This window comes from Streptomyces sp. NPDC001732 (assembly GCF_053596315.1).
Window position 1 is genome coordinate 54,251 of the sequence record NZ_JBSFFY010000003.1, and the last position, 13,266, is coordinate 67,516.

9 protein-coding genes are annotated in these 13,266 nt (G+C 72.5%); 3 read left to right on the forward strand and 6 right to left on the reverse strand.

The annotated features are described in order from the left end of the window. Positions 1–2: 2 nt before the first annotated feature. The 4 genes from ACWCXX_RS05275 to ACWCXX_RS05290 form a co-directional block, all read right to left on the reverse strand. Positions 3–1,253, reverse strand: a complete 1,251-nt coding sequence (locus ACWCXX_RS05275) for a ketosynthase chain-length factor (protein ID WP_451124490.1) — start codon at positions 1,251–1,253, stop codon at positions 3–5. Continuing rightward, entirely contained in the window at positions 1,250–2,518 is a 1,269-nt protein-coding gene (locus tag ACWCXX_RS05280) for a beta-ketoacyl-[acyl-carrier-protein] synthase family protein (RefSeq protein ID WP_451124492.1), read from the reverse strand. The genes ACWCXX_RS05275 and ACWCXX_RS05280 overlap by 4 nt, the downstream gene beginning before the upstream one ends. Next, positions 2,515–2,949 carry a cupin domain-containing protein gene (locus ACWCXX_RS05285; RefSeq protein ID WP_451124494.1) on the reverse strand — a complete coding sequence of 145 codons (435 nt, stop codon included), beginning with the start codon at positions 2,947–2,949 and terminating at the stop codon, positions 2,515–2,517. The genes ACWCXX_RS05280 and ACWCXX_RS05285 overlap by 4 nt, the downstream gene beginning before the upstream one ends. Positions 2,950–3,025: 76 nt before the next feature. Next, a complete protein-coding gene (locus tag ACWCXX_RS05290) occupies positions 3,026–4,147 on the reverse strand; it encodes a SchA/CurD-like domain-containing protein (RefSeq protein ID WP_451124496.1) in 1,122 nt (373 codons plus the stop codon). Between the two features lie 266 nt (positions 4,148–4,413). Between ACWCXX_RS05290 and ACWCXX_RS05295 the strand changes: the two genes are divergently transcribed. Further along, the gene (locus ACWCXX_RS05295) at positions 4,414–6,042 is read left to right on the forward strand and encodes an FAD-dependent oxidoreductase (protein ID WP_451124498.1); all 1,629 of its coding nucleotides are present in this window, start codon (positions 4,414–4,416) and stop codon (positions 6,040–6,042) included. 57 nt (positions 6,043–6,099) lie between these two features. Here the strand turns inward: ACWCXX_RS05295 and ACWCXX_RS05300 are convergent, their stop codons facing one another. Further along, positions 6,100–7,623 carry an alpha/beta fold hydrolase gene (locus ACWCXX_RS05300; protein ID WP_451124500.1) on the reverse strand — a complete coding sequence of 508 codons (1,524 nt, stop codon included), beginning with the start codon at positions 7,621–7,623 and terminating at the stop codon, positions 6,100–6,102. Between the two features lie 172 nt (positions 7,624–7,795). Between ACWCXX_RS05300 and paaK the strand changes: the two genes are divergently transcribed. Continuing rightward, entirely contained in the window at positions 7,796–9,085 is a 1,290-nt protein-coding gene (gene paaK, locus ACWCXX_RS05305) for a phenylacetate--CoA ligase PaaK (RefSeq protein ID WP_451124502.1), read from the forward strand. A 70-nt stretch (positions 9,086–9,155) separates the two neighbouring features. Here the strand turns inward: paaK and ACWCXX_RS05310 are convergent, their stop codons facing one another. After that, a complete protein-coding gene (locus ACWCXX_RS05310) occupies positions 9,156–10,658 on the reverse strand; it encodes an acyl-CoA synthetase (RefSeq protein WP_451124504.1) in 1,503 nt (500 codons plus the stop codon). A gap of 150 nt (positions 10,659–10,808) precedes the next feature. On the opposite strand from ACWCXX_RS05310, the gene ACWCXX_RS05315 reads away from it, so the two are divergent. Beyond that, positions 10,809–13,229: a penicillin acylase family protein gene (locus tag ACWCXX_RS05315; RefSeq protein ID WP_451124506.1), complete on the forward strand. Its 2,421-nt coding sequence runs from the start codon at positions 10,809–10,811 to the stop codon at positions 13,227–13,229. The last annotated feature ends 37 nt before the right edge of the window (positions 13,230–13,266 follow it).

The window sequence follows — 13,266 nt, forward strand, 5'->3', positions numbered from 1 at the left end:
TCTCACGATTGGGTGTCGGTGGAGCCCCGCAGCACCATCGCCGCGTTCGAGCCCATCAGCCCGCGGCTGAGCACCAGCGCCGTCCGCAGTTCGGCGGGGCGGGCGCAGCCGGTGACCACGTCGAGGTCGTGGCACACCTCGTAGACGTTCGGGGTCGGCGGTATGAGCGCGTTCTCCATGGAGAGCACGGCGGCGGCCACGTCCAGCACCGGTGCGCCGCAGTACGCGCGCCCGGTCCCGGTCTTGGGCGCCGTCACCGGTACCCGGGTGCCGTGCGCGCCGAGCGCGTCCGCGATCGCGAGTGCCTCGGCCCGGTCGGCGGCCGGTACGCCGAGGGCGTCCGCGAAGACGACGTCGATCTCGTCGGGGGCGCAGTCGGCCTCCCGCAGCGCTCCGATGATCGCCTGGGCGAGGCCCTCGCGGGACTCCTCCCACCTGGCCGCCCCGGTGAACGTGGCGGCGTGTCCGGCGAGTTCGGCCCGCACCTTGGCGCCGCGCCGGCGTGCCGACTCCTCCTCCTCGACCACCAGCATCGCCCCGCCCTCGGCGGGCACGAAGCCGCAGGCGCCCGAGGTGAACGGCCGGTAGGCGCGGAGCGGGTCGTCGACGGTGCTCAGGTCCGCGTATCCGAGCTGGCAGACGACCGAGTAGGGCGCCAGCGGGGCCTCGGCCGCGCCGACCACCACCGCTTCGGTGCCGCCGCGGATCGAGCGGGAGGCGTGCGCCAGCGCGTCCAGGCCGCCCGCCTCGTCGCTGGCCACGACCGCGCAGGGGCCCTTGAAGCCGCCGCGGATCGAGATCTGGCCGGTGCTGGCCGCGTAGAACCAGGCGATGGACTGGTAGGGGCCCACATAGGTGGAGCCCTGCCCCCACAGCCGCTGGAGTTCGCGCTGGCCGAACTCGCCGCCGCCGGAGCCGGCCGCGGTGACCACGCCGACGTCGAACGGGGAGTTCTCGTAGTCGGCGCGGCCCAGCCGGGCGTCGTCCAGCGCGATGTCCGCGGCGGCCATCGCGAAGTGCGTGAACCGGTCGGTCTGGACGAGGTAGCGTTCCTCGATCAGTTCGGCCGGCTCAAAACCGCGCACCTCTCCCGCGACCTTCAGCGGCAGGTGTTCGCACCCCTCGCGGGTGACCCGGTCGAGGACGCTCATTCCTTCGTGCGTCCGCTTCCAGAAGGCTTCGGTGTTGGTGCCGTTGGGGGCGACGACACCGATGCCGGTGACGACGGTGCGCCGGGCTTTGCGGGTTCTCATGGTGTCCTCCCACCTGGCCGGGTCAGGGCCACCGCGGACTGGAAGCCGCCGAAGCCGCTGCCCACCGAGAGGACGCTGCGCAGCTTCAGCGGGCGTGCAGTGCGCGGCACGTAGTCGAGGTCGCACTCGGGGTCGGGGTTCTCGTAGTTCGCCGTCGGCGGCACCGTCTGGTGGACCAGGGCGAGCACGCAGGCCGCGATTTCTATGGCCCCGATGGCCCCGAGCGAGTGACCGACCATCGACTTGATCGAGCTCATCGGGATGTCGTGGGCGTGCGCGCCCAGCGCCCGTTTCACGGCCGCCGTCTCGTGCCGGTCGTTCTGCTTGGTGCCCGAGCCGTGCGCGTTGACGTAGTCGATCTGCGAGCCGTCCATCCGGGCATGGTCCAGCGCCCGGTTGATCGCCTCGGCCATCTCCAGCCCCTCGGGCGTCAGACCGGTCATGTGGTAGGCGTTGCCGAAGGTGGCGTAGCCCGAGATCTCGCAGTACACGGTGGCACCGCGGGCCCGTGCGTGTTCCAGCTCCTCCAGGACGAGGACGGCGCCGCCCTCGCCCATGACGAAGCCGTCGCGGCGGGCGTCGAACGGCCGGGAGGCGTGCTCCGGGTCGTCGTTGTTCGCCGAGGTGGCCTTGATCGCGTCGAAGCACGCCACGGTGATCGGGGTGATCGGGGAGTCCGAGGCCCCGGCCACGCACACGTCGACGCGGCCCTCCTCGATGGAGTGGAAGGCGTAGCCGATCGCGTCGAGGCCCGAGGTGCAGCCGGTGGAGACGGTCTGCACCGGGCCGTGCGCGCCGACCTGCTCGGCCACCGCCGAGGCGAGGGAGCTGGGCGAGAAGGCCCGCTCCAGGTGCGGGCCCGCCGGGCCGGGGTCGACGTCCCAGCGGGCGCCGCTGCCGCTGACGGCGACGTAGTCGTGCTCCAGCCGGGTGGTGCCGCCGACCGCGGTGCCCAGTGACACCCCCATGCGCCAGGGGTCCACCTTCTCCACGTCCAGGCCCGCGTCGTCGAGGGCTTCCCTGGCGGCCACCATCGCGAACTGGATGTAGCGGTCCGACCGGGCGATCGTGTCCGCGTCCAGTCCGTGCGCCGCCGGGTCGAAGTCGCACTCGGCGGCGATGCGGGAACGGAAGCCGGTCGGGTCGAAGAGCGTGATGCCCCTGGTCGCGGTGCGCCCGTTCGCGAGGAGGTCCCAGAAGGCCGGCGTACCGACGCCGCCGGGGGCGACGACGCCGATGCCGGTGACCGCGACGCGGCGGGTCATGAGGCCGCCTCGGTTCGTTCCGGCGGCGCGACGTGCTCGTCGGATTCCGTCTCCTCGGTGTCGACGTGGCCGAGTTCCGGGCGCGGGGCGAGCGGTCCGAGGTGGAAGACCATGCGGGCCTCGACATCGCCCACGTTGCGGAATCGGTGGCGTACATGGGTCGGGATCAGCAGTCCCTGGTCGGACTTCATCCGGTACGGCTCACCGTCCAGGTCCACTTCCAGGAGACCGTTCACGACGTACACGAACTCCTCGGAGTACGGGTGGTAGTGCTCGCCGATGCGGTCGCCGGGCTGAACGATGGCGAGTCCCATGAAGCCGCTGGTGGCTCCCACCGCGGTCGGTGTGAGCATGGCGCGAAGGTCGCCTCCTCGCCTGCGGTTGGGCTGCGTCTCGCTGAGGTCCACGATGCGTGGCCGGTGCATGGTCATGACTGTTTTCCTCCTGGCGCATTGCGCGTTGTGTCGACGGGTTGAGCGAGAACCCCCCAGGGGGCGGATGCGCGGTTCAGGACTCCACGGCCCGGCGGTCCGTGATCAGGGTCATCTCGGACTGTGCGAGGAAGTCCGAGATCTCCTGCTCGTTCGCGGGCACGGCATTGGTACGGCCGTCGAGGAGACGTCCGAGCCTGGCCACCTTGCCGGGACCGTCGATGCCGACCGCCTGGGCGGCCTGCGCGTCGATCGGTTCCACCGCTTCGAGGAGGCGCACGACGACGTCGTCGCGCTGGAAGATGGTGCTGCTGTCGATGATGCTCGCCGGGTCGTCGGCCGCCTCCTCGTCGTGCTCGGCGAGGAGCCGGGCGAGTGCCATGCCGCAGCCTTCCTTGGCCTGGTAGAAGAGGGCGTGCCTGCGGACGTCCTCGGCATTGTGGCGGCCCGCGGTCACGTGGTGGACGGTCGGGAGCGCCGCCCGGGTGAAGAACATCCGGGCGGAGTCCGGGTCGGTGAGGTCCCGGTCCTGCTCCAGGTACGGGTTGATGGCCTCCTCGACGGCCCGGACCTCGGGCTGGCGGGAGACGTGGCGCAGGGCGGCGAGCAGGTCGCCCTCGACCTCGATGGCCCGCACGACCCGGTTTCCGTGCATGAAGAGCGAGGTGCGGCGCAGCCTGGTGTCCTCGTCGACCCGCGCGTTCGGGGAGTCGTAGTCGGCCAGGATCTTCGCCACGATGTCCTCGGTGCCCGGTTTGACGGTGAAGGTGAGCGCGTGGCGCACCACGCCGTCGCCCAGGCGCGGGGAGGACTGGAGCCCCGCCTTGGCCGACTCGGGCGCCAGCTCGAAGGCCCTTCCGGTCTCCCGCAGGACGCTGAAGCGCAGCGAACGGGTGTCGCGGACGCAGTTGTGCAGCGGCTGTACCGTCGCGACGTGCTCCTCGCTGTTCACCCAGGCGAGGAACGGCGGCGCGCTGTCCCACTCGCTGGTGATCAGCCACTGCGAGGGGTTCTCGATGGACTGGCACAGCTGGTCGCTGATGTGCCCGGGTACGGAGGCCACCTGGTTGCGCAGGTGTTCGTACGCCTCCAGGAACTGCTGCTGGGCCCCGTCGTACAGGTCCAGCAGCAGCACGACGCGCAGCCGGGAGCCGTCGAAGGCGGACTGGGAGATCCGCTCCGAGAGGGTGGTGGTCATCTTTCGGTCTCCTTCGAGACGGTTCCGTGGCCTGCCGGGTGGCACGCCGGGAACCGTCGATTGGCGAGTGGGTTTCGGAGCGGGGACTCTCACGGCGGGTGTGGATGGTCCGTCCGAGGACCGCGGGCGTCGTCTCCGTGACCGATCGTTAAACGCTGGTCCGGGTGGCGCGAGATTTATGAACCGTTCAGGTGAGCGGGCGTCCGAACCGCTCTCACCAGGGCATTGAACAAGGCATCCGAACGGCGTCCGAGCTGGAGCAACTGATGAACGAGAACGTCGACATCCGTGTGCCGGTCCTCATCGTGGGCGGATCCCTGGTGGGGCTGTCCGCCTCCCTCTTCCTCGGCCGGCTCGGCATCGAGCACCTGCTGGTCGAGAAACACCAGGCCACCTCGACCCATCCGCGCGGCCGCGGCAACAACGTACGCACGATGGAGGTGTTCCGCACGGCGGGGGCCGAGGCGGGCATCCGGCGGGCGGCCTCGGTCCTCGCCGACAACCACGGCATCCTGCAGGCCGGTTCGCTGACCGGGGACGATCAGGAGTGGCTGTTCAGGGAGATCGACCCGGGGGGCGGGATCGCCCGCTTCAGCCCGACCGGCTGGTGCCTGTGCAGCCAGAACGACCTGGAGCCCGTGCTGGTGGAGCTGGCCCGCCAGCAGGGCGGCGACCTGCGGTTCTCCACCGAGATGCAGAGCTTCGAGCAGGACCCGTCGGGGGTGGACGCGGCGCTCAAGAACCGGGAGACCGGGGAGCACATCAGTGTCCGGGCGGACTACCTGATCGCGGCCGACGGGCCGCGCAGCCCGATCCGTGAGCAGCTGCGCATCGGCCGTACGGGGCCCGGCGACCTCTTCCACAACGTGAGCATCACCTTCCGCTCCCGGCAGCTCGCCGATGTGCTGGGCGACCGGCGCTTCATCGTCTGCTATCTGACCAACCCCGCTGCGGACGGTGCCCTGTTGCCGGTCGACAACAAGAAGGAATGGGTGTTCCACGCGCCGTGGCAGCCCCAACTCGGAGAAACCCTGGAGGACTTCACCGACGAGCGGTGTGCCGAGCACATCCGTACGGCGGTCGGCGCGCCAGGCATCGACATCGAGATCACCGGCAAGGCACCGTGGCACGCGGCGGAGCGGGTCGCCGAGCGGTACTCGTCCGGACGGGTCTTCCTCGCCGGTGACTCCGCCCACGAGATGTCCCCCACCGGGGCGTTCGGTTCCAACACCGGCATCCAGGACGCGCACAACCTGGCCTGGAAGCTGGCCGCCGTGCTGAAGGGCGAGGCGGGTCCGGGGCTGCTGGACACCTACGGGGCGGAGCGGCTGCCGGTGGCGCGGGCGACGAGCTCGCGGGCGTCGGCGCGCTCCGGCGAGCACAGTCACCCGGGGTATTCCGCGGCGCCGGGCGTGGGCGGCGGGAAGCAGGGCGGGATGCTCACCGTGGCGCTGGGCTACCGCTATGTCCGCGGTGCCGTGCTCGGCGTCGACCCGCAGGATCCGGTGGTGCCGCAGGGCATGCAGCTGGACGGCCGCCCCGGCAGTCGCGCCCCTCATCTGTGGGTACGTCAGGGCGGTGATCGCAAGTCCACCCTGGATCTGTACGAGCGTACGTGGGTGCTGCTCACCGACGGTACGGACACGGTGTGGCGCCGGGCAGCGGCCCGGGTCGCGAAGCGGCTGGCGGTGCGGCTCCGGACGTACGGGATCGGGCCGGGCGCCGATCTGGAGCCGGAGGACGGTGCGGACTGGGCCGGGGCGCACGGGACGACGGCCGAGGGCGCCGTGCTGGTGCGCCCCGACGGCTTCGTCGCCTGGCGTTCGACGGGCCCGGCCGACGACGCCGAGGCCACTTTGCGCGAGGTCCTGACCACCCTGCTGCACCGGTCCTGACCCGCCGCCGCCCGTCGCCCGCCGCTCGGGCGCTCGGGCTCTCAGGCGTTCGGGCGCTCAGGACAGGCCGAACTCCCTCAGCGCCGCGAGGAAGGCGTCCGGCCGTTCGGTGTGGACGAGGTGGCCGGCGTCGACGGTGGTGAACCGGCCGCCGGGTATCCGCCCCGCCATCCGGACCAGCCTCTCCTGGGCGATCGGGCTGGTGGGGCCGCCGCCCACGACGAGGGTCGGGGCGGTGATGTCCCCGAGGCGTTCCCGCGCCCCGGGGTCCGGCGCGTTGAGCTGGGCATCGGTCGACGGCACCACCGGCCAGTCGAAGTCCAGCTCCCCCTCGGGCCGTTCGGCGATGCCGCGGGGCGGGTCGAGCGGGAAGGGCGGCGGCACCTCCTCCAGGACGAGACGGCCGATCAGCCCCGGCTCCCGCTCGGCGAGCAGGAAGGCGGCCGTGCCTCCCATGGAGTGCCCGACGACGGTGGCCCCCGCCAGGTTGCGGGCCTCCAGGAAGGCGTGCAGGTCGTCCCGGAAGAGTTCGAAGGAGTAGCGTCCGGGCCAGTCGCTGAGCCCGTGGCCGCGGAAGTCGAAGGCATACACCCGGTGCTCGGCCGCGAGGGCCTCGGCGATCCGGGTCCAGGTGCGGCTGTCGCCGCAGCGGCCGTGGGCGAGCACGACGGGCGGTGCCGACGGATCCCCCCACACCCGGTAGGCGAGCCGGATGCCGCCGACCTGCACGCTGTGCACGTCCGGGTCGAGGAACGCCTCCACCGTGCGGACGAAGGCGCCCGGGTCGTCCAGCCAGGGGAAGTGCGCGGCGCCGCGCTGCACGACGAACTCGGCGTTCGGGAAGTACGCGACCAGTTCGGCGGCGCGGTCCGGGGTGGGCCCTGCGTCGTACTCCCCCGCGAGGACGAGCACCGGTGCGGTGACCGCGGCCAGCGCGGCTCCCGTGGCGGCCGGGTCGAATGCCTCGTCCGCGTAATAGAAGGCGGCGGCACCGGAGTTGGTCTGCCCGGGGCCGGCCGCGGCATGGGCACGGGCGGCCTCGTCCCAGCGCCCGTAGACGAGCGGCGCGACAGCCTCCCGGACCTCGTCCGGGGCGTTCCCCGCCAGGAAGTCGCCCAGGGCGGCCCGTGCGGCCGGGTACCAGGGTTCGTCGCGCCTGAGTTCGCTCGCCTCGTACCAGTCCTGCTCGGTGGCCTCGATGCCCACCGCCAGGGTGCCGGGGGTGACGAGCGTGAGCGTCCGCAGCCGCTTCGGGTGGCGGGCGGCGTAAAGCGCGGCGAGGTTGCCGGCGGCGGAGTGGGCGAGCAGGTCGATGCGCTCCTCGCCGAGGTGGACGCGCAGCGCCTCGACGTCGTCGACCAGCCGGTCGCAGCGGTACGTCGACGGGTCGTCCGGCACCGCGGAGTCCCCGGAGCCGCGCAGGTCCAGCACCACGAGCCGACGGCGGGCGGCGAGCCCGCCGAGGTCCCCCAGGTACTCGCCCGCCCGCATCGGCCCGCCCGGCAGGCAGATCAGCGGTGTGCCCTCCCCCAGGAGGCGGTAGGAGAGCTCGGTCCCGTCGTACGCGTGAAAGGTCGGCATGCCCGCCATCCAAACAGGCCCGGCCGGGCGGTGCGGCCCTGTTCGGTATGAGCGAAGCCGTGCTCCGGATCCACCCCGCCACCCCTCTTGCCACGGGGCACCGTGGCCTGAATTACTGCTGTCGAAAGATCGACCGAATGATCGGTCGTCTGCTCGGAAGAGGGAGATCCCGATGACGGCTCTGCTGGACGAGGCGGAACGACTGGGCCGGGACGAGCTGGAGGCACTCCAGCTGGAGCGGCTGCGGGCCACGCTGCGCCACGCGTACGAGAACGTCGGCCACTACCGGGCCGCGTTCGACGCGGCCGGGCTGCGGCCGCAGGACTGCCGGTCGCTCGCCGACCTCGCGCGCTTCCCCTTCACGACCAAGGCCGATCTGCGGGACAACTACCCCTTCGGCATGTTCGCCGTCCCCGAGGAGCAGGTGCGGCGCATCCACGCGTCCAGCGGGACCACGGGCCGGCCGACCGTCGTCGGCTACACCCAGCGGGATCTGGACACCTGGGCCGATGTGGTCGCGCGCTCGATCCGGGCCGCGGGCGGGCGCCCCGGCCAGAAGGTCCACGTGGCGTACGGGTACGGGCTGTTCACCGGCGGGCTCGGGGCGCACTACGGGGCGGAGCGGCTCGGCTGCACGGTCGTTCCCGCCTCCGGCGGCATGACCGCCCGGCAGGTCCGGCTGATCCAGGACTTCCGCCCCGAGATCATCATGGTGACCCCGTCGTACATGCTGACGCTCCTCGACGAGTTCGAGCGGCAGGGCGTCGATCCGCGCACCACCTCGCTGAAGGTCGGGATCTTCGGGGCCGAGCCGTGGACGCAGGAGATGCGGCGCGAGATCGAGGAGCGGTTCGCCATCGACGCGGTGGACATCTACGGGCTCTCGGAGGTGATGGGCCCCGGCGTCGCGCAGGAGTGCGTCGAGACGAAGGACGGGCTGCACATCTGGGAGGACCACTTCTATCCGGAGGTCGTCGACCCGTTCACCGGCGAGGTGCTGCCCGAGGGCGAGGAGGGCGAACTGGTCTTCACCTCGCTCACCAAGGAGGCCATGCCGGTGATCCGCTACCGGACCCGGGACCTGACCCGGCTGCTGCCGGGCACCGCCCGGGTGTTCCGGCGGATGGAGAAGGTGACCGGGCGCAGCGACGACCTGGTGATCCTGCGCGGAGTGAACCTCTTTCCGACACAGATCGAGGAGATCGTGCTGCGCACCCCGGGGGTGGCCCCGCACTTCCAGCTGCGGCTGACCCGCGAGGGCCGGCTCGACGTGCTGACCGTGCGGGCGGAGGCGCGGGCGGAGGCCGGCCCGGAGCAGCGGACGGCCGCCGCGGAGTCGGTCGCGGCGGCCGTCAAGGACGGGATCGGGGTGTCGGTCGGGGTCGAGATCGTCGACCCCGGGACGCTGGAGCGCTCGGTGGGCAAATTCCGGCGGATCGTGGACGAGCGCGAGCCGCGGTAGCACCCCGGGGCCTGTCGGGCGACCCCCGACCGGGCACGGCCGCCCGGTCGTCGGGTCGCCCGGCGGGCTCTCAGGACGCGAACCGGTCCCGCAGCTCCCGCTTGAGGATCTTCCCGCTGGCGTTGCGCGGCAGCTCGTCCACGAAGAGGACCTTCTTGGGGGCCTTGAAGTGGGCGAGCCGCTCGCGGGCGTGCGCGATGAGCTCGTCCGGCGTGGCGTCCCCGCGCAGGACGACGACGGCGGTGACGGCCTCGATCCAGCGTTCGTCGGGCAGCCCGACGACCGCGGCCTCGGCGACGGCGGGGTGGGTGTAGAGGGCGTCCTCGACCTGCCGGGAGGCGACCAGGACGCCGCCGGAGTTGATGACGTCCTTCACCCGGTCGACGACGGTGAAGAAGCCCTCGGCGTCGCGCACCGCGAGGTCGCCGGAGTGGAACCAGCCGTCGCGGAACGCCTCCGCGCTCTCCTCGGGCTTGTCCCAGTAGCCCTCGCACAGCTGGGGCGAGCGGTAGACCACCTCGCCGGCCGTGCCGTCGGGGACCTCCTTGCCGTCCTCGTCGACGACCTTGGCCTCGACGAAGAGGACGGGCCTGCCGCAGGAGTCCATCCGGCCCTCGTGCTCGTCCGGTCCGAGGACGGTGGCGAGCGGGCCGATCTCGCTCTGCCCGAAGCAGTTGTAGAAGGCGAGGGCGGGCAGTCGTTCGCGCAGCCGTTCCAGCACGGGCACGGGCATGATCGACGCACCGTAGTACGCCTTGCGCAGGCCGCCGAGCTCGCGGGTGGCGAAGCCGGGGTGCCGGGAGATGCCGATCCAGACGGTCGGCGGGGCGAAGACGCTGTCGGCCTGTCCCGTCTCGACGAGGTCGAAGATCCGGTCCACGTCGGGCGAGTCCAGGATGGTGTTCTGCGCGCCGACCGCGAGGTAGGGCAGCAGGAACACGTGCATCTGCGCGGAGTGGTAGAGCGGCAGGGAGTGGACGGGCCGGTCGGTGGCGCGCAGGTCGAGCGCCGTGATCGCGCTGACGTACTCGTGCACGAGGGCGCCGTGCGTCATCATCGCGCCCTTGGGCAGGGCGGTGGTGCCCGAGGTGTAGAGCAGCTGGACGAGGTCTCCCGCGGCCGGTTCGTGTTCGGGGACGAAGGGGCGCGGGGTGGCGGTGGCGTCGAGGAGGGAGTCCGGCGCGTCGCGCAGCGGGCGCACGGGGAACGCGGCGGGGACCCGGTCGGCGAGGTCCGGGTCGGTGAGGACGAGGGCGCTGCCCGACTGGCCGAGGATGTACGCGAGGTCGTCGCCGGTGAGGTTCTGGTTGACCGGCACGTGGACCAGGCCCGCGCGGGCGCAGGCGAGGTAGCCGATCAGATAGGCGTCGGAGTTGTGCGCGTAGGAGGCGACCCGGTCGCCGGGCCGCAGGCCGTGCTCGCCGGTGAGGACGGCCGCCGCGGTGCTGACGGCCGTGTCGAGATCCGCGTAGCTCCACGACCTGTCCGCGTACCGCACGGCGGTGCGCCCGGGGGTGCGTCGGGCGCTGCGGGCCACGACTCCGTCGACTGTGCTGCTCCGTACACCTGTCATGGCGTGATCCTGGGCGGCCGGAACGCGGTGGTCAAGTGTTCGGGCTCCGGTGAGGAGGTTGACAGGGGTGCGGGGGTGCTGGCTGAGTGACGCGTGGCGACTCGAACCCTCGGGCAATCGCCTTTCGCACCCGCACAGTTGGGAGGACCGTTGCCGCTCCGCAACCGTCTGAGACTCCTCGCGATATCCGGCCTCGCGCTGTTCACCGTTTCGGCCTCGCTGCCCCCGGCGGCGGCCGACGGCCCGCACCGTTCCCACCGTCCGTCGGGCGGCGGGCTGTCGGCCACGATCCGCTACACCGAGTACGGCATTGCGCACATCGTGGCGAAGGACTACGCGAACCTGGGCTTCGGCAACGGCTGGGCCCAGGCCGCCGACCAGGTGTGCACGCTCGCCGACGGCTTCGTGACCCTGCGCGGCGAGCGGTCACGGTACTTCGGCCCGGACGCGGCCCCGGACGGTTCGCTGTCCTCCGCGGCGAAGAACCTCTCCAGCGACCTCTACTTCCGCGGGGTCCGCGCGAGCCGCACCGTGGAGAAGCTGCTGGAGGCGCCCGCTCCGGCGGGGCAGAGCCGGGACGTCAAGGAACTGGAACGCGGCTGGGCGGCCGGTTACAACGCCTGGCTGGCACAGAACCGGATCGACGACCCGGCCTGCCGGGGCGCCGACTGGGTGCGCCCGGTGACGACGCTGGACGTGGTGATGCGCGGTTACGCGCTCTCGGTGCTCGGCGGTCAGGGGCGCACCGTCGACGGGATCACGGCCGCCGAGCCGCCCGCGGGCGAGGCCCGGCCCTCCGGTGTCCCGTCGCCCGGCGACGCGGCGGACGCGGCCCGGCGGCTGCTGTCGACGCGGAACGCGGACATGGGTTCCAACGCGGTCGCGTTCCGCGGCGACACGACGGCCGGCGGGCGGGGCCTGCTGCTCGGCAATCCGCACTACCCCTGGCAGGGCGGGCGGCGGTTCTGGCAGTCGCAGCAGACGATCCCCGGTGAGCTGAACGTGGCGGGCGGTTCGCTGCTGGGCGCGCCGACCGTGTCGATCGGGCACAACGCGCACCTCGCGTGGAGCCACACCGTGGCCACCGGTGTGCCGCTCAACCTCCACCAGCTCGCTCTCGATCCGGCCGACCCGACCGTGTACCTGGTGGACGGCCGGCCCGAGCGGATGACGAAGCGCACGGTGTCGGTGGCGGTGAAGGGCGGCGGCACGGTGACCCGCACCCAGTGGTGGACCCGGTACGGGCCGGTGGTCACCTCGTTCGGTGCCGGGCTGCCGCTGCCGTGGACGGCGACGACCGCGTACGCGCTCAACGACCCGAACGCCGTGAACCTGCGGTTCTCGGACGCGGGCCTGGGCTTCAGCAGGGCGCGCAGCACTGCGGACGTCCGGGCCGCGCTGCGCCGCACGCAGGGGCTGCCGTGGGTGAACACCGTCGCGGCCGACTCCGCCGGGCACTCCTTCTTCTCGCAGTCGCAGGTGCTGCCGCGGATCACGGACGAACTCGCCCAGCGGTGCTCCACCCCGCTGGGCAGGGCGACGTATCCGGCGTCCGGGCTCGCGGTGCTGGACGGTTCGCGGGGCGACTGCGCGCCGGGCTCGGACCCGGGCGCCGTGCAGCCGGGCATCTTCGGGCCGGACCGGATGCCCACCCTGGAGGACGCCCCGTACGTGGAGAACTCCAACGACAGCGCCTGGCTGACGAACGCGGACGCGCCGCTGACCGGCTACGAGCGGATCTTCGGCACGATCGGCACGCCCCGTTCGGTGCGGACCCGGGGCGCGGTCGAGGACGTGTCGGCGATGGCGGCGCGGGGCGGGCTGACCGTGGCGGATCTCCAGCGGCAGCAGTTCGCCAACCGCGCGCCGGCCGGTGAACTGGCCGCGGCGGACCTGGCGGACGCCTGCGCCGCGCTGCCCGGCGGCCGGGCGACCGGCAGCGACGGCGCGGCGGTGGACGTGTCGGCGGCGTGCGAGGTGCTGCGGCGCTGGGACCGGAAGGTGGACACCGGCAGCCGGGGCGCGCTGCTCTTCGACCGGTTGTGGCGCAGGGTGGCGGGCACGGTCCCGGCGGCCGAGCTGTGGAAGGTGCCCTTCTCCCCCGCCGATCCGGTCGCCACCCCGAACACGCTGAACGTCTCGGCGCCCGGCGTCACCCGGGCGCTCGCCGACGCGGTGGCCGAACTCCGGGCGGCCGGTACCGCGCTGGACGCGCCGCTGGGCCGGCACCAGTGGGTCGAGCGGAACGGTCGGCGCATCCCGGTCGGCGGCGGCACGGAGTCGCTCGGCATCTGGAACAAGACCGAGCCGGTGTGGGACGCGGCGGCCGGCTCCTACCGGGAGGTGTCGGCCGGTTCCAGCTACGTCCAGGCGGTCGGCTGGGACGGGAGCCGGTGCCCGGTGGCGCGCACCCTGCTCACGTACTCCCAGTCCTCCGACCCGGGCTCGGCGCACTACAGCGACCAGACCGAGCTGTACTCGGGCGAGCGCTGGGTGACGTCCCGGTTCTGCGAGAAGGACATCATGCGTTCGCCCGCGCTGCGGGTGGTGCGGGTCCACGAGCGCCGGTAGTCCCCGTGGTGCGATCGGCCCCTGACCGCCCGCGGGC

Bases quoted from the DNA above. Each gene is read 5' to 3' on its own strand.
- ACWCXX_RS05275 (WP_451124490.1), bottom strand. From the start codon at position 1,253: ATGAGAACCCGCAAAGCCCGGCGCACCGTCGTCACCGGCATCGGTGTC.
- ACWCXX_RS05280 (WP_451124492.1), bottom strand. From the start codon at position 2,518: ATGACCCGCCGCGTCGCGGTCACCGGCATCGGCGTCGTCGCCCCCGGC.
- ACWCXX_RS05285 (WP_451124494.1), bottom strand. From the start codon at position 2,949: ATGACCATGCACCGGCCACGCATCGTGGACCTCAGCGAGACGCAGCCC.
- ACWCXX_RS05290 (WP_451124496.1), bottom strand. From the start codon at position 4,147: ATGACCACCACCCTCTCGGAGCGGATCTCCCAGTCCGCCTTCGACGGC.
- ACWCXX_RS05295 (WP_451124498.1), top strand. From the start codon at position 4,414: ATGAACGAGAACGTCGACATCCGTGTGCCGGTCCTCATCGTGGGCGGA.
- ACWCXX_RS05300 (WP_451124500.1), bottom strand. From the start codon at position 7,623: ATGCCGACCTTTCACGCGTACGACGGGACCGAGCTCTCCTACCGCCTC.
- paaK (WP_451124502.1), top strand. From the start codon at position 7,796: ATGACGGCTCTGCTGGACGAGGCGGAACGACTGGGCCGGGACGAGCTG.
- ACWCXX_RS05310 (WP_451124504.1), bottom strand. From the start codon at position 10,658: ATGACAGGTGTACGGAGCAGCACAGTCGACGGAGTCGTGGCCCGCAGC.